12 protein-coding genes are annotated in these 16676 nt (G+C 58.0%); 7 read left to right on the top strand and 5 right to left on the bottom strand.

Annotated elements, in window-relative coordinates:
* Positions 1-390 precede the first annotated feature (390 nt).
* Positions 391-1044 carry a Coq4 family protein gene (locus IGS51_RS18105; protein WP_297080184.1) on the top strand — a complete coding sequence of 218 codons (654 nt, stop codon included), beginning with the start codon at positions 391-393 and terminating at the stop codon, positions 1042-1044.
* 55 nt (positions 1045-1099) lie between these two features.
* Here the strand turns inward: IGS51_RS18105 and IGS51_RS18100 are convergent, their stop codons facing one another.
* The 3 genes from IGS51_RS18100 to IGS51_RS18090 all read right to left on the bottom strand — a co-directional run bounded on the left by IGS51_RS18100 (position 1100) and on the right by IGS51_RS18090 (position 3714).
* Positions 1100-1495: a VOC family protein gene (locus IGS51_RS18100; protein ID WP_297080183.1), complete on the bottom strand. Its 396-nt coding sequence runs from the start codon at positions 1493-1495 to the stop codon at positions 1100-1102.
* A gap of 351 nt (positions 1496-1846) precedes the next feature.
* Positions 1847-2935, bottom strand: coding sequence for a redoxin domain-containing protein (locus tag IGS51_RS18095; protein ID WP_297080182.1), 1089 nt, complete (start codon positions 2933-2935; stop codon positions 1847-1849).
* Positions 2936-3141: 206 nt separating this feature from the next.
* Entirely contained in the window at positions 3142-3714 is a 573-nt protein-coding gene (locus tag IGS51_RS18090; protein ID WP_297080181.1) for a gamma carbonic anhydrase family protein, read from the bottom strand.
* Between the two features lie 169 nt (positions 3715-3883).
* On the opposite strand from IGS51_RS18090, the gene IGS51_RS18085 reads away from it, so the two are divergent.
* Together IGS51_RS18085 and IGS51_RS18080 are read left to right on the top strand one after the other, a co-directional pair.
* Entirely contained in the window at positions 3884-4396 is a 513-nt protein-coding gene (locus IGS51_RS18085; RefSeq protein ID WP_068515812.1) for a TIGR02652 family protein, read from the top strand.
* Between the two features lie 12 nt (positions 4397-4408).
* On the top strand, positions 4409-4852 hold the full coding sequence (locus tag IGS51_RS18080) for a VOC family protein (protein WP_172356752.1): 444 nt from the start codon (positions 4409-4411) through the stop codon (positions 4850-4852).
* Here IGS51_RS18080 and IGS51_RS18075 read toward each other — a convergent pair.
* Positions 4771-10179, bottom strand: coding sequence for a caspase family protein (locus IGS51_RS18075; protein ID WP_297080180.1), 5409 nt, complete (start codon positions 10177-10179; stop codon positions 4771-4773). The two genes, IGS51_RS18080 and IGS51_RS18075, sit on opposite strands and share 82 nt — an antisense overlap.
* A 1318-nt stretch (positions 10180-11497) precedes the next feature.
* Between IGS51_RS18075 and hflX the strand changes: the two genes are divergently transcribed.
* Entirely contained in the window at positions 11498-13261 is a 1764-nt protein-coding gene (hflX, locus tag IGS51_RS18070; protein WP_297080179.1) for a GTPase HflX, read from the top strand.
* 173 nt (positions 13262-13434) lie between these two features.
* A complete protein-coding gene (galE, locus tag IGS51_RS18065) occupies positions 13435-14454 on the top strand; it encodes a UDP-glucose 4-epimerase GalE (protein ID WP_297080178.1) in 1020 nt (339 codons plus the stop codon).
* 121 nt (positions 14455-14575) lie between these two features.
* Here galE and IGS51_RS18060 read toward each other — a convergent pair whose 3' ends face one another.
* A complete protein-coding gene (locus IGS51_RS18060) occupies positions 14576-14914 on the bottom strand; it encodes a hypothetical protein (protein WP_297080177.1) in 339 nt (112 codons plus the stop codon).
* Between the two features lie 32 nt (positions 14915-14946).
* On the opposite strand from IGS51_RS18060, the gene IGS51_RS18055 reads away from it, so the two are divergent.
* Entirely contained in the window at positions 14947-15258 is a 312-nt protein-coding gene (locus IGS51_RS18055) for a hypothetical protein (RefSeq protein WP_068515815.1), read from the top strand.
* Positions 15259-15342: 84 nt separating this feature from the next.
* Positions 15343-16676: tetratricopeptide repeat protein (locus IGS51_RS18050; RefSeq protein WP_297080176.1), on the top strand; the 1334-nt coding region annotated here is incomplete at its 3' end.

Below are 16676 nucleotides of genomic sequence, written 5' to 3'. Positions count from 1 at the left end.
GCCCAATTTCTTTTACCATCCGCAAGCCTGGTGGTTCCTAGTTGTATTCGTCGTATTCCTAGTTGTGACTGATGTCGATTTTGGATTTTATGTCGATTTTGGATTTTAGATTGGCGATTTTGGATTGATGACTTTGGATTGGTGATTTTGGATGGCCAGCCTAAATAAGCCTAAATATCTGTCAAGGTTCCAACAACTTCATCATCTAGCGCTATTTGAGTGGCGCTATTTGAGTAGCGCTGTTTGAGAGATGTGTGTTTGAGAGATGGGAGAGAACAGAGATCCGCCGAAATGGCCGACATTCTGGAATCTGGCTGTGGCTTGCTGTAGTCCTCTCCGTTCCCCTCCCTGTGAACCCCTCTCCTCACCCAAGTCCTCCAGGAGGCTGCTGTGTTGTTTCAAAAACTTCGTCAGCTCAACATTGATTTGCTGAGCGTCGGCAAAGGCACCATTTCCCTGCTGCGGAATGCTGAAAATACAGACTCGGTGTATGACATTGAAGACGGTCTGCGATCGACCAAAGCAATGGCGCTGGCGGTGGAATACGTCAAGCGCGACGAGGCGATCGCCCGCCTGTTTGCAGAACGCTACATCGCGCCGCCGCCCGATCTGGATGCCCTGCTAAAGCTGCCGCCCGAGTCCCTCGGCTATATCTACGCTTCGACGCTCACCGCCGCTGGGTTCGACCCCAACTTTTATCGCAAGGTCGAAGTCACCGACGACATCACCTACATGCTGCTGCGCCTGCGGCAAACGCACGACATCTGGCATCTGGTGACAGGCTTTGAAACCAGCGTCTTTGGCGAACTGGGGCTAAAGGCCTTTGAACTGGCGCAGACCCGTCGCCCCATGTCAATCGTGCTGATTTGCGGCGGGCTGTTGAAGACCCTTACCGATGCGCCAGAGTCCCTCGACGGCATCCTCAACGACCTGTCGAAGGGCTACCGCATGGGCATGACCGCCAAGCCATTTCTGGCGCAAAAGTGGGAGGAACACTGGGAGCGTCCGCTGGCTGAATGGCGGCAAGAACTGGGCATCGCATAGGCGCTAGGCCAACCCGAAACCGTGACTATCGCAGCCGTGACTATCGCAGCCGTGACTATCGCAGCGCATAGTCGGGCTGATACTCCACCAGTTCCACCTCGTTGCCGTCGGGGTCGCTAACGTAGAGCCGCAGCCGCGTTTCGGGCGAGGTGTAGGTGTAATACTCAATGCAGTGCTTTTCTAGGTGCGATCGCATCGCTTCGGCATCTTCGATCACAAAGCCGACATGGTTGAACCCCACGCCAACATAGGCGCGATGAGCCGCCGCAGGTTCGTGGGCATTGTTCAGCGACATATAGAACTGCTCATTGCCTAGGTGAACCCAGCGATCGCCCCCATAGCTGCCTTCTGCCCGCACATACCAGTCGGGAAACAGCGTTTGATAAAACTGCTGGCTCACCTCCAAATCCTGACAAGACAGGTTGATATGTTCCATCCGTTTGAAGTTCATGACTGCCTCCAGCCCTTGTGTAAGGAGTGTCGTGTGTAAGGAGTGTCGTGTGTAAGGAGTGTCGTGCGAGGGGCGTTGTGGCGATGGGCGATGAACCTGATCTGGCCCTCTGGAAAGGGGCGATCGCCAAAGCCAAAAAGCCCCCACTCCTTAGTCATACTCATAATGAGTACGAGTAGATCTTCCCCTAATGGGGACTCCCGGATGGAGACTCCTGGATGAGGACTCCTGGATAGAGACTCAAAGGTCAGCTAATCCCACAGCTAATCCCACAAAGGGCATCAGGACTTGGACTCACGGTTTTACGGACTATCACGGTTTTACGGACTATCACAAACTCCTCACTACGGATTACTCGACGGCCAAAAACTGCCGATTCTCCTCGCGGATTTGGGCAGCGGCATCGTCGTAGAGGAAGGGCAGATAGGCGTAGCGGAGTCCCTGCGTAACGGGCGTGGCCTCATGCAGCAGCGAGCAAGAGAAGACCACTGCGCCGCCCGCGGGGGCTTCATAGGTTCGTCTGCCAAATTCGGGAAAGCGCAGTTTCCCCCCTTCATATTCGCCCGTGTTGAGGTTGAGCGACACCGCAAACCGGCGGTGGGCCGTACCTTTGGTGGTGTTGTCGCGATGAGGCTTGAAAAAGCCGCCGGAGTGGCCATCGTAGCAGGCGACGATGTGGCGCTCGATGCGCGTGGCGCGAAACTGGAAGGCTTTGGCGATTTCGGGGACGAGGCGATCGTGAATCCGATACATCGCCGCATTCCGCAGGGATTCGTCCAAAATTTCCTGGTCTTTTCGCCGCTTGAAGCTGTGGTCGAGCGCGGCAACGGTGCGCCCGCCCACCTCCCGCATAAAGCCCGACTCCTCGCCACCGTGCTGGTTGTAGTAATCAATCAAGGCTTCGCACAAATCTGGCTCGAACACCCGCGGCACCACCAGCACGGGCGCTTGCACGGCGGCGGGTTCGGCAGGGTGGAGCGGCGGCAGTTGTTCGAGGATTTTCACCAGCAGGGCGACGTGCTGTTCGGGCTGGTCGCCAAAGGGCAGCACCCCCAGCACCCGCAGCCGCTCATCCAGGATATACGTGCAGGGCGTGTAGCTCTGGGTAGCTTCGTCTAAAACGCCGTATTGGCGGCTCACCAACTGGTCAAAGTCCCAAAAAAAGCGAATGCCGGGAATGGCTTCCTGCACTCTGGCTTGCGCCTGATCTTCCGGGTCGATGCTGACTCCAAAAAAGCAGCAGTGGGTATCGTCGAACAGCGCCCGATGTTGGCACAGCAGCGTCAGCACTTGCTGACTAACGGGGACGCTGGTGGAGGCGAAAAAGCACAGCACCACGTAGCGGCCGGCTACCGAGTCGAAATGATAGCGGGGGTTGCTGGTGGAAGGGGCGGTGAACCAGGGAGCGGGTTCGCCCACTGTGAGCAGTGACCTGGCCATGGCAAAGTGTTTATTTTTCCATGCGAAGAACCTTATTAGGACTTACGCACTTGCGATAAGCTTGCTGGGTTTCGCACGATTTCTCGCGGGCGCAGCCCGCGAGAAATTGTCCAACTTCGTAAGCCCTAGTTATGTCCTAGTTATGTCAATTTTAGGTTTTGGTCTGGGGATGGGTCGTCCAATCATCCAAAATCCCCAATCCAAAATCAAGATGACGCGGGCGGCAAACGCTTAAACCCCAAATCTCTCCCTGTGCCTGCGTGAACCTGGGCTAGCTTTTCGTATTTTTTGGCATGGTCGATCAGGTCGGCCACCTCCTCATCGCTGAGGGAACGCACCACCTTTGCGGGAATGCCCACGACGAGCGATCGCCCTGGCACGTCCTTCGTCACCACCGCGCCTGCACCCACGATGCTGCCCGCCCCCACGCGCACCCCATCCAGCACGATCGCCCCGATGCCAATCAAACAGCCCCGCTCGATATGCGCGCTGTGGATAACGGCCCGATGCCCCACCGTCACGTAGTCTTCCAGCACCGTTGGCTGCCCCGGATCGCCATGCAAAATTGCACCGTCTTGAATATTCGTGCAGCGCCCGATCTTAATCTGTTCCACATCGCCGCGCACCACCGCGCCATACCAGACGCTTGCGCCCTCCGCCAGCAACACCTCACCGATGACCGCTGCCCCCGGCGCAATAAACGCCGCCCTGGAGAGATCTGGGGCAGACCAACCGCTGGTGCGATTTTGCTGTGAATTTTCCGTGAAACCCGTAGACAAGCTGTAAACTCCAGTCAAATTTCTTAAGATTGCCAGGATTCGCGCCCTTGCTTCCAGCGAATACCCGTAGAATTGTTTCTAGCTTTTAACTGAGAAAAGCCTAAGAAAAACCCAAAGTTATAATAGAGCCTTGCTGATGCTAGATGGAGACTACGCGGGTCGCGATTTCATGATGAACCCAGCCCTACAGTACCCAATCTTCGGCCCGGAGATTCAGTGTCCCCACTGTCGTCAGACAATTCCGGCATTGACCCTGACCGATACCTATCTATGCCAGCGCCACGGAGCTTTTGAAGCGAATCCCAAAACGGGCGAACTGATCCACCTCCAGTCTGGCCGACACTGGCGGCAGTGGGATAACGAGTGGTATCGCCAGCACACGCATCCCGATGGCATCCGATTTGAAATCCATGAAGCGCTCGATCGCCTCTATACCCAGGGCTATCGCGCTACCCGCGTAATCATTGCCCGTCGCTACCAGGATTTGATCAGCACCTACCTCGACCGCAGTGCCCCTTGGCGCGGCCAGGCAGACGCTAGCACTCGCCCCCGCCTCTACGGGCTGCCCGTAGAGTTCAGCCCCGATCCAAAGGAAGAGCCGTGCTGGGATGTGATTAACTTTGACCTGGAGAAAGAGCCAGGTGCGCCCGTACGGTATCCCTACTTTCGGCTGTTTGAGTAGCTTGCGCGAGCCATGCACCACGCTTCGATTCGCACCGCCGACATCTTTCGGGCGATCGCCTTTTATGAGCGGCTGGGCTTCACGGTGTGCGAACGGTTTACGGCGGGCATCACGCTGGGCTGCTGGATGGAGGGACTGGGCGGACGCATCGAGCTATTGCAGGTTCCCCAGCCCAGGGCCGCAGCAGATGCCTTTGGGGATGAGCATTACACGGGTTATTATCACCTGTCGTTTGACCTGACGGAAGCGGTCGAGAGTTTGCCGGACTGGCTGGAACATTTGCAGCAGGATTTTGCCCAGGCGGCCGCCGCAGGCGAGGGCGATGCGCTGAAGGTGCTGCTGGAGCCGACGCAGCAGATGATCGGCGATCGCATCTACGAAGTCGCGTTTGTGGCAGATTCCGACGGGTTGCCGCTGGAGTTTATCCGGGTGCTGGGGGAACGGGGAGGCGCGTAGTCGCTGCCCAAGTCCACCTGGGGGCACTCGCTGGATGCAAGGCGCAGATAGCGGCGACACTCGTCGGGGCTGAGCTGGCGCAACGTGCGATCGCGGGCCAGCTTGAGCAGCGTATCCCAGGTTGCCGCCCACAGATACAGGCGGCCGTTGCTGGCCAGCGTGGCGACGTAGCTGCCGTCGGGCGTAAAGAACGCCCGCTGAATGGTGACGGGCGACTCGGTAGCGGGCCGCAGTTGGGCCTGCTCTGCCCCTGTGCGGGGGTTCCATAGGCGAGCCGTGCCATCGCTGCCCGCGGTGACGAGCGATCGCCCATCGGGGCTGAACTGGGCATCCAGCACTGGGCCCTGATGGCCACTCAGCACCATGCGCGGATCGCCCGTGGTGGCATCGGAAATTCGCACTGTGCCATCGCGAGTGGTGGTGACAAGGCTCAGCCCGTCGGGGCTAAAGCTGGCGCTGGTGAGCGGGGCCGTGTGGCTGAGAATGCCCTGTCGCCGGCCAGTCTGGGCATCCCACACAATCGCAGTGTGGTCTGCGCCAGCGGTAACAATTCGCGTGCTGTCTGGACTAAAGCGGGCCGTGGCGATTCGCGACGTGCTCCCTACGGGAATTGCCCCCTGATGCCCCTCCAGCGCTGCCACCAACTCGCCCGACTCGACCCGCCACAGGCGCACGCGGTCGTCGCTGCCCAACCCCAGCAGCAGCCGATTATCAGGACTAAACGCCAACTGTTGAATCGTAACGGGATTGCCCGATGGATTGCCCAATGGATTGCCCGATGGATTACCGGACGGAGATGTAGAACCCAGCAAAAGCTGGTGCAGCCGCGTGCTGGCGGCTGAGCCACGTAGCGGTTGCTTGTCAGCCGACTGAACCCGACGAATCTCGAGCTGCCCTTCGCGAGTGGCGATCGCCATCAGTTGCCCATCTGCACTCAGCGCAAAACTGGTCAGCCCCGATGTGGCCCCGGCATCTGCCACCCGCGCAGCCCGCGCTGAGTTTTGCTGAAACCGGGAGAGAATCTGCTGGGTGATGCTGGACTGCTCTTGCGTCTCTTCGGCAACGGTTCCAGAAGACGCGGGCTGAGATGCAGTTGCGTCAGCGCTGGAATCGGAGTCCGCAGCAGGGCGATCGGGCGGCATCCAGGTTTTGATCTGCTGCCAGAGCGTTTTCGGATTGAGCCGATGCAGATGGATTGCGTCGGGCATCTCCTGGGCTACGGTTTCAACGTAGGGATCTGTCGAGCGATCGGCGTAAAACGCCCAGTTTTGCAAGATGCCCTCAGCGGTGACCAGCGCCAGACTGAGGGTTCCGGGCAGCGGAGCCGTCGAGTCGAGCAAACTGTCTTCGGGTTCTGCCAGCAGCGCCTCCGCAGCGTCCTCCGCCCGTTTTGCGGCCAGGGTGAACTTGGGGCGTTGGCGCAAGCTCTGGGGAGCCGCATCGCGCCGAATCGACAGCAGCGCCCCATTTGCCGGAAGCCCGATCTGTCGCCCGCTGCCCCGTTCGTCGCCAGAAGAGGCGGTTTTACTTTGCAACGCTGGCGCGATTCGCGAAGCGATCCCTGCGGGAATCGCTGGCTGCACCCCGCCATCGGGCAGAAACGCCAGCCAGGACACACCACCCTCTGGAATAGCAATGCTGGGCAGTTCCCCGCTCGCCTCAGCCGACCATAGGTAAACATCACCCGCGTCATCTCCGGTTGCCAGGTGGGTTCCCCCAGGGCTGAATTGCAGGCGGGTTACAGGGCCACTGGGGTTTTGCAGTAGCGCCACAAGCTGCCCCGTGTGCGGGTTCCAAAGCTGCGTGGTGGCCCCGCTGACGGCGGCCAACAGATTTCCTCGCGGGCTAAAGGCGATCGCCCGCACGATGGGCTGCGGAGTCTTCCCCCGCCCCACCGAGAGATCTTGCTGCACCTGTCCAGTCCGCAAGTCCCACACTCGGATAGGTTGCCCAGGCGACACCGCCGCCAGCAGGGTTTCATCGGGGCTGAACTGAAGCTGGCTCAGGGCGGGCGGCCGCTGAGCAGTCTGGGCAAACCCCGTGAGCGTCATCTCCAGCGTACCCGTTTGGGCATCCCACAGACGCGCGATGCCATCGGCTCCCGCCGTTGCAATCCACCGGCCGCTGGGGCTATAGGTGGCGTGCAGGATACCGCCCGTGTAGGGCAGCGCAATGTGCTGCCGGAGATCGAGGTTGCCTGCGAGCGTCAGGGCCGCCGGGGCCGGGGGCGTGGGTTGCGCTGGGTCGTTTGCTTCAGCAGTTGCGTCTGCTTCTGAGGACTCCGGCTGAGCGGGCGTAATTTTCCAGATCTGCACCATACCCGACTGTCCTGCGATGAGCAGGGATGGTTCCTGGGGGCTAAACTGGAGCGTCTGGATCGGCCACTCTTGGGTGAGTTGAGCCACCTGCTGACCGCTTTCAACGTGCCAAAGGGAAAGGGTACGACTCCCATCGAGATCGCTTCGCGGATCGCCCACAGTTGCCAGCCAGTTGCCATCGGGACTGAAGCGAAGCTGGGTCGCAGGCTGGGTCATCGGCAGGGTTTGTGCCAGAGTTCCGCTGTCCACGTCCCAGAGGGAAAGCTGAGTCGCAGATTTGGCGGTCGTGTCGGCGTTGTGTAGCAAAATCGCTGCCAGTTTCTTGCCGTCTGGGCTAAAGGCAATTTCCGTAATCTCTGCCTTAGCGTCGCCGGGCCCAGTGAACACCCGCAGCGGCTTGGCGGTCGTGTCGGCGTAGATGACCTGATCGGGGCTGGCTGTGGCGAGATAGCGGCGATCGGGGCTATAGACCAACTGGCGAATTGCGCCGCGATGCCCCCGCAGCCAGATTTGCAGCCGCAAGTCCTGGAGCGCGGCCCGCAGGCTCGATTCGGCTTCGTAGGTTGCGCCCTGGGCCGCTGCCAATCGGCTGACCACGAGGGCCGCCATCGCGTCTCGGTCTGGCTCTTGCAACATCGACTGGGCGATCGCCGCCCGCGCCCGCGAGGTGGCCACCATCGTCTGGTAATCTTTCTCAGCCTGCGTTTTTACGGTGGTGCGATATTGCCCCAACGACAGCGCCACCGCCAGCGCCAAGGCAGACGGCACAGACACCTTCACCCACATAGCCTTGCGACGAACTCGACGGTTTTCGGCATCGCTGACGCTGAGAAATTCTCGGGCTAGGGTCGAAAGCTCCTGGGGATAGGTCTTCTGGAAGCTGATGGCATCCTGGAGGCGATCGCTCCCTAGCAAATACTCGTGCCGGGTGGGTTTGCCCAGCTTTGCCCACTCCAGCGCCGCCTGTTCGATCCGCCGCTGGCGACGCAGCATCTCGCGGCTCTCATCCAGCCATCCCCGCAGCAGGCTCCAGTTGCGAATCAGCGCCTCATGCACCACGTCTAGCAATTCTGCTGATGGACGGCTCCACGCCTTGTCTTCCCCGCGATCGCTCTCGCCGCCCCGATTGGTGACAACGAGCTTGCTGGCAACCAGCTTTTCCAGAGTGCGCTCAATTAAAGACCTTGGAAAAGCAGGGCTGACCAATTCATCTTTAGCAGCCCGACGGCGCGTGTCTTCTGTGCCTTCGCCCAGCCGAGTCAGCGTCAGGAAAATGCGCCGTGCCGCTGCCTGCTCATCTGGTTCCAGACTGTTATAAATGTCCGTCGCCCGCTTTTGTAATGTGCCGCGCACACCCCCAAGCTCTGTATAGGCATTGAGCGTTAGTTTGGAGGGTGCGCCTTGGGGCGATCGCTCGCGCTGTTCCCACAGTTCCCGCAGCGTATATTGCAGCAGCGGCAATTCCCCCGGTGCCCCAATCACATCCAGCAGCATGGTGTAGACGAGATTGGGTTCGCAAATCAGCCCGGCCCGTTTGGCAGGACGCACAATCGTATTTTTAATCTGCTCATAGCTCATGGGCAGCACCTTGAGAATCTGCCGCTTGATCTGAGCCGCCAGCCCCGCATATTGCAGGCACTTGCCAAGAAAATCTGCCCGCAGCACGACGACTATGCTAAAGCAGTCTTCGGACTGGGCCAGAGCGCTGGTCAAGCACTGGAAAAACTGCTGCCGCAGGGTCTCCGCCTGAGAGCCACAGCAGAGCGTAAACACCTCCTCAAACTGGTCGATAATCAGCACTAGGCGCGGGCGGACGGCCCCAGCGGGCAGCAGGGACACGGGGCTGGAAATCGAACTGCTGGGCAAACTGGCGCGAACCAGTCGTGCTAGCCCTGTGCCGCCGCTTTGCAAAAAGGTTTCTGCCCGCTGGATTTGCTCTGCCCGTTCGATCTCTGGTGCGCCTGGATCGACAAAAGCGCTGGCCAGACTTCGCATGGGGTTCTCACCTGGGGTAATCAGCTTGAGCCGCCAGCGATCGCTGCCTGCGAGCCGCTGCCCCTGGCGCAGTTCATGCATCAGCCCCGCCCGCACCAGCGACGATTTGCCGCTGCCCGACGCACCCAGCACCGTGACAAAGGGACTCGTGCGGAGTCGTTCGACCAGTTGATGGGTCAGTTCTTCGCGCCCGAAGAAGAAGTCGGCGTGTTCTTCCTCAAAGCACTCCAGCCCGCGAAAGGGGCAAATCTCCGGCTTTTCCGGGGTTTTGGGGAGAATGGGGGAAGTAGCCGTGCCGCAGCGCGTCAGGATGATTTCGCTGCCGGAGTTTTCAAACAAGGGCTGCTGGAGTTCGTGCTTGAGGCGATCGCTCACCCAGGCCGTCAGGTAGTGCCCCGTCACAGTGCCCGTGCTGGCGTGGCGCGGGTCTAGCCCTTCCAGCAGCGCTTGGGTCAAAACGCTGTAGTCGCTATGGAGCGATTCGTAGGCGGCTTCATATTCCCGCGAGGCGGCGATAAACAGGCGATCGGTTCCCGTCCGTGCGCCGGGGTCTGCCTCCAGCATGTTGAGCAACTCGCCGCTGTGGCAGCAGTCCAAAATTACAATTCGCTGCCGCACCGGACTTTCTTGCAAGAGCCGCCGTAGCCAGTAGAGCGACAGTCCGTAAAATCCCGCATCAGGGTTGGCATCGCTGACTGCGAGATAGCCTTCGTGAATCCCCGCTTCTTTTTGAATGCCATGTCCAGAGAAGTAAAACAGCGCAGTCTGGGGAATATTGCTGCCTTTGGGCTTGAATAAATTGACCAGCGCAGTTTCTAGATCTCGCAAAAAAATGGGCGTTGCTTGACCAATTTTGGGCTGCCCTGCCTGCACGACTTCGGGCAGTCGCTGCACCCGAAATTCGCCGTAGGTTTGCAACATTTGGGCGATCGCCTCTGCATCTCTAGCAGGGGCTTTGAGCGGCTGTAAAAACTGGTAGGCATTAACGCCAACAACGAGTGCATCCCGAGACATGACCCAACTCCTCACACACAACAAACAAGGCTAGCTGTAGTAACTTCGACGATGGATTTGACGATTAATACCGCTATGGATAGACATAAGAACTTAGACGAGAAGAGTAGACTAAGACAGGTGAAAAAAGAATTCCGGCTGTATTAATCGAGTTGGCGATCGCAGGCTAAGCCCACTAAAAATAAATCAAACAAATCAATCAAACAAATCACTGAAACAAGTCACTTAAACCAGCCAGAAAAACCAAGACTGGAAAATCGAAAAAGTGTCTGAAAAAGTCGTCAAAAACTAACGGCAAGCGTTCTTCACGATGTCCGCATCTGGATGTTCTCAGTTTCTAAAGTTATCTAGAAGGCGGTTATAAACTTGCGTAGCCTAATTGCGATCGCACAACCTTATAGAATTTCCTTGCATCGCGAGGTGCGTTTGCCCAGGCGAAGCAGGGGCTTCGTGATCGCTCACGACCCTCACGAGCTATAGAAACGCTGCCTATAGAAACGCTGCCAAAAGGTCAATCTAAATAAAGTCTGTCAATGCAGACGCTCGATAGAGCCAGTCATTAGAGAGAATTTCACAACTTGGCTCCTTGAAAATGGTCTTTGGCAACTACGGGAAACCACTGATCCTTAAAAGCGCTTAGCCAACGAAGCCTGATTTTTCAGCCTGGTTCGCTAAAACGCCCTAAAGTTTTCAGATTTCACCCCTTAATTTTTCTCGCGTGTCCCTCGCTTATGTTTTGTTTTTGTTTCATTTGTCAGCAATGCGACACTCTCAAGAACAAGATCAATTAGAATTGAAAAAACCTGAATAGGCTTTACTAATCCAACTATAGTCAAAACCATGTTTTAATAAAAAGAGGGCAAAACCCCCCATTTGAAAGCATTTCAACCCTTTATTAATCGATATTAATTAGGTCTTTAAGACGCAAAAAAACCTTACGTCAATCCGCCAAGACGCTGAAGGTTTTAGAACAGTTCCATTGATTGTTATCGATCGTAAGATTGGTCTTAATGCGCTTATGTATTATCCCGGAGTTTACCTTTTGAAATCTGGTACGGTGGCGATCGCCCTGCGTATTTTCTCTGAATTTACTTGCGTGGTATCCGTGAAATATGGCGAAATGATTCAAGCTTGAATCTTCACAAAAGATTTGCACAACGCCTACAACACGCCTGATGAACCGTTTTGCTCCGCCATTTGCCCGAAGTTCGACTCAAATCAGCACGGATCTCAACTCTTATTAACCTCCACACAGCCATCCCAGACCTGCCATGTAAAATGAGGGAGTCGAGCTAGGGGATCGGACTGCCGATCCGTTGTGCCTATCGAAACGATTTTTGGCAACTTGCAGGGACTCAAGCCCAGCCAGATCAAGCAGTTGCAGCGGCTCTATCACCAGCGACTTCCGGGCGATCGCCTGACGACCCCCGAATTTGCCCAGCGCCTTGCCGCCGTCAGCACCGAGATTGGTCAGCCCGTTTGCGCCTATATTAATCGCCGGGGACAGGTGATTCGCGTCGGAGTGGGCACTCTGCGACAAACGCAGATTCCGCCACAAGAGCTACCGCGATATGGCGCAGAGCGTCTCAGTGGCATCCGCTGTGTGGCAACGAAATTCAAGCCAGAACCCCCCAGCAGCGCCGCCCTCACCGCAATGGCGCTGCAACGGTTAGATGCACTGGTGCTGCTGGTGATGACGGGTGAGGGCTTTGAGCGGCGGGGCGGCGGCGCAACGGGGTATATTCGCGAAGCCTATCTGGCACACCTGATTCCCCATCCTGAAGCCAACTGGACGGTCTCGCCACCCCTCAGCCTCGATCTGGTTAGCCAGCAAGACTTTCTGGAGCTAACAGAAGGGCTGGAGTCAGAATTTCGCCGCGAGTTTGTGGCGCAGCAGGTCGAAGTCGATCACGATCGCGCTCTGCTGGTGGGCGTGATGACTGATAACCTTTCGGCTCAGCAGTTTCAGGCAGGGCTAGAGGAACTGGCGCGGCTGGTAGAAACGGCAGGCGGCGACGTGGTGCAAGTTCTCTCGCAAAAGCGGGCCCACCCCCATCCCCAAACTGTGGTCGGAGAAGGAAAAGTCCAGGAAATTGCCCTGGCTGCCCAGACCGTCGGCGCAAACCTGATTGTGTTTGACCGAGACTTGTCGCCTGCCCAGGTGCGGAACCTGGAGGCGCAAATCGGCGTGCGGGTCGTCGATCGCACCGAAGTCATCCTCGACATTTTTGCCCAACGCGCTCAGACCGGGGCGGGCAAACTCCAGGTGGAACTGGCGCAGTTGGAATACACCATGCCCCGGCTAACCGGGCGAGGGCGCGACATGTCTCGACTGGGGGGCGGCATCGGCACGCGAGGCCCAGGGGAAACCAAGCTAGAAACCGAGCGACGCGCAATTCAGCGGCGGATTGCCCGACTGCAACAGGAAGTCAACCAACTCCAGGCGCATCGGGCCCGGCTGCGACAGCGCCGACAGCATCGAGACGTGCCTTCGGTGGCGGTGGTGGGCTATACAAACGCGGGCAAATCGACGCTGCTGAACGCGCTGACCAATGCCGAGGTATACACTGCTGACCAACTCTTTGCCACGCTCGACCCCACAAGTCGCCGCTTGGTGGTGACGGATGCCGAGACTCAGGAACCTGTTGAGATGGTGCTGACCGACACGGTGGGCTTTATCCACGATTTGCCGCCTTCGCTGGTGGATGCCTTTCGGGCAACGCTGGAAGAGGTCACCGAAGCGGACGCGCTGCTGCATTTGGTTGATTTGTCGCATCCGGCCTGGCAGAACCAAATCCGCTCAGTGATGAAGATTTTGGGCGAAATGCCGATTACGCCGGGGCCGGCGCTGCTGGTGTTTAACAAGATTGATCAGGTGGATGGCGATACGCTGGCGCTGGCTCAGTCGGAGTTTCCGCAGGCGTTGTTTATTTCGGCGGGCGATCGCCTCGGTCTGGGAACCCTCCGACAGCGCCTCCTGCAACTGGTTCACTATGCCGTGTCGATGAACGCAGAAATGGGCGAGCTTCCCGCATCGGATTCTCCTACCCAGCAGTCTCGCCGCTCCTACGACTTCCCCTAGCGATGGGCCGAGATTGGAAGAATCAAGCCCGGATGACTCCTGATCCAGGCTTGATTCTTTCCGTAAAAACCGATAAATTCACTAAATCTTTATAAAGAAAATTAAACTTGCCTGTTAACTTCCCAGTAGACATAGGTAAGCATCAGATGGCACTTCGCTTTAGGAGTTTGGTCATGGGTTCAACCAATCAACCGACAATTTTGGTGACGGGGGGTGCAGGATATATCGGCTCCCATGCGGTGCTATCGCTCCAGCAGGCGGGATACGAGGTTCTGGTTCTGGATAATTTGGTGTATGGGCATCGGGAGCTGGTCGAAGAGGTTCTGAAAGCGGAACTGATTGTTGGAGAAATTGGCGATCGCCCCCTGCTCGACCAAATCTTTGCCAGTCGCACCATTGATGCCGTCATGCACTTTGCCGCCTATGCCTATGTGGGCGAATCGGTCAAAGAACCCGCGAAATATTACCGCAACAACGTGGTCGGCACGCTGACGCTGCTAGAAGCCATGCACGCCGCTGGGGTCAACAAGCTGGTGTTTTCCTCCACCTGCGCCACCTACGGCATTCCCAGCGTCGTGCCCATCCCCGAAGACTATCCCCAGAACCCCATCAATCCCTATGGCGCAACCAAGCTGATGATAGAACGGGTGCTGAAGGACTTTGGCACGGCCTATGGCCTGCAATCGGTGATTTTCCGCTATTTCAACGCGGCAGGAGCCGACCCAGCCGGACGGCTCGGCGAAGACCACAACCCTGAAACCCACCTAATTCCCTTGGTGCTGCAAACGGCGCTGGGGCTGCGCGATGCCATTCAGGTCTTCGGCACGGACTATCCCACCCCCGACGGCACCTGCATCCGCGACTATATCCATGTGACCGATCTGGCCTCGGCCCATGTGCTGGGGCTGGAATACCTGCTCAGCGGCGGCGGCAGCAACATTTTTAATCTGGGGAATGGCAGCGGCTTCTCGGTGAAGGAAGTCATCGAGGCGGCGCGTCAGATTACGGGCCGGGACATTCCGGTGAAGGCGTGCGATCGCCGCCCTGGAGATCCTCCCGCTCTGATCGGCAGCGCCGACCGGGCCCGGCAAATTCTGGGCTGGCAGCCGCAGTATAGCCGCATTGACGACATCATTTCCCACGCCTGGGCCTGGCACCTAAAGCGGCACGGCAGCACCCTGGTTGCCTCATAGCCAGGGTTCCAGATTATAGGCAGGACTTAGCACTGGACTTATGCACTTGCGATAAGCTCCTTGGGGTTTGGACAATTTCTGGTGGGATGTGCCCGCGAGAAATTGTCCAACTGCGTAAGTCCTAATAGGGTTCATCAGGTTTCCAGAAGCAGAGCCCAACGTCTTTGAAGCCAGATTGCGATAAATCCACTCGGCAACCCGGTATTCTAAGCAGCAAGGGGCCAATGACAGTTTGAGTGATGCCACTCGGAGCGATCGCCCTTCGAGTGGCGATTTTTATGCTTCTGTGATTTTTATGCTTCTGGATTGACATCTGTGTTGACATGAGGGCGATCGCCAGCAGCTTGAGCCGTTGAGCCAGCAGTTTGAGCCGTTGAGCCAGCAGTTTAAGCCAGCAGATTGAGCCAACAGCTTGAGCCAGCAGCTTGAGCCAGCAGCTTGAGCCAGCAGCTTGAACCAACAGATTGAATAGACAAATCGGTGTGGGAACCTGTGAAGTATTTTTTTCTATCGGATGGTTGGACGGTGGGGCGCGTGTGGGAATTTGGCGGGCTGTGGGATGAGCGGGCCTGGCGGCGACCGCCCCATATCCAGCGGATGCAGCTTTCTATCGTGGAGCGGGGCGAGCGCCTCTGGCTGCACCAAGTCGAAGAGTCGGTGCTGATGGTAGAAGTCTGTCCATCGCCTACGATCCAAGCAGACGGATCGAGTGCATCGATTGGGCAAGTCGTGCTAAAGCGGCTAATCACGGCAGAACAGGTGTTAGAACTGTTGTGTGGAGCCGATCTGGAGGCAAAATCCTAGTCTCCACTGGACTGCGGTCAACTGTAGTTAACTGCGGTCAACTGTAGTTAACTGCGGTCAACGGTTAACTTTACGGATTCAGCCATGACGCTTCCGTCAATCGATTCCTGCCATTCCCAGTCCAGATCTCGATCTTGGCTGCTGCTGTTCACCAGTCTAATCGGCGGTCTGAGTTTGCTAGCTGCGCTGGTGGGGCAGAGCGCTCAGGCTCAAGCCCCAAACCTGCCGCAGACGCTAGAAGCGGCAACCCGTCAGGATGAGGCCGATCGCCTGCTGCGAGAGGGCGTACAGGCCTATAGCGCCAGTCAGTTTGCCGTTGCGCTAGACAGATGGCAGGCGGCTCTGGCGATTTATCAGGAGTTGGGCGATCGCCCCGGCCGCACGGTTGCGCTAACCAACATTGGCGAAGCCCACCGCAGCCTGGGGCAATATGCCGAAGCCATTGCTGCCTTTACCCAGGCGCTCCCGATTGCCCAGGAAACGGGCGATCGCCGTCGGCAAGGGCTGATTTTGGGCAATTTGGGCGTGACCTACTATGCCACGGGCGACTATACCCTGGCCCTGGAAAATTTGCAGCAGGCGCAAGCCATTGCTCAGGACGTGGGCGATCGCGAGGGCATCGCCACAGCGCTGCTTAATCAGGCGGTCGTCTATCGGGCGCTGGGACAGCCAGAGGAGGCCGATCGCCGCGTGCAACAAGCTCGGACGGCTGGCGGCGAGGGAGAGGTGGCTTCGCAGCCCGCTGGGGAGACAATGACTCAACTGGAACGAGAACTGCGAATTGCCCAGGAACAGGGCGATCGCCAGGGCGAGGCTGCGATTCAGGGGGCCATCGGAGTGCTGTGGCTCAACCAGCGTCAGTATGACCGGGCGATCGCCGCCATGCAAAGCCAGTTGGACATTGCCCGCGAGATTGGCGATCGCTCCCTCGAAGCCACCGCGCTCAACAACCTGGGACTGGTGCATGTCGAGCTTCAGCAATATCCCCAAGCGATGGATATGCTGCAAGACTCGCTCCTAGTGAAGCAGGAAATTGGCGATCGCGAGGGCGAAGCCCGCACCCTGGCAAATCTGGGGCGGCTCTTTTTGGAGCAAGACCAGCCCGCGATGGCGATCGTGTTCCTAAAGCAGGCGGTGAACCTGTGGGAAGCGCTGCGGGCCGGGCTGCAACAGACCAACCCCGACATTCAGCAGACCTACACCGACCGGGTAGCCAGCACCTATCGCCTGCTCGCAGATCTACTGCTGCGCCAGGATCGGGTGCTAGAGGCGCAGCAGGTCTTAGATTTGCTCAAGGTGCAGGAACTGGACGACTATCTGCGCGACGTGCGCGGCAACGAGCAGACGGGGCGCGGCATTGCCCTCTCTGAGGAAGAGCGAAACATGCTCAACCTCTACGATCGGGCGATCGCCCAGGG

The sequence above is a fragment of the Thermoleptolyngbya sp. M55_K2018_002 genome (genome assembly GCF_015295965.1).
Classification (GTDB): domain Bacteria; phylum Cyanobacteriota; class Cyanobacteriia; order Elainellales; family Elainellaceae; genus Thermoleptolyngbya; species Thermoleptolyngbya sichuanensis.
The sequence above is the reverse complement of the archived record's forward strand: the minus strand, read 5'-3'. Positions and strand labels throughout refer to the sequence as shown.

Coding starts and splice junctions, on each gene's coding strand:
- galE (WP_297080178.1), top strand. CDS start 13,435: ATGGGTTCAACCAATCAACCGACAATTTTGGTGACGGGGGGTGCAGGA.
- IGS51_RS18080 (WP_172356752.1), top strand. CDS start 4,409: ATGCACCACGCTTCGATTCGCACCGCCGACATCTTTCGGGCGATCGCC.
- IGS51_RS18075 (WP_297080180.1), bottom strand. CDS start 10,179: ATGTCTCGGGATGCACTCGTTGTTGGCGTTAATGCCTACCAGTTTTTA.
- IGS51_RS18100 (WP_297080183.1), bottom strand. CDS start 1,495: ATGAACTTCAAACGGATGGAACATATCAACCTGTCTTGTCAGGATTTG.
- IGS51_RS18085 (WP_068515812.1), top strand. CDS start 3,884: ATGATGAACCCAGCCCTACAGTACCCAATCTTCGGCCCGGAGATTCAG.
- IGS51_RS18095 (WP_297080182.1), bottom strand. CDS start 2,935: ATGGCCAGGTCACTGCTCACAGTGGGCGAACCCGCTCCCTGGTTCACC.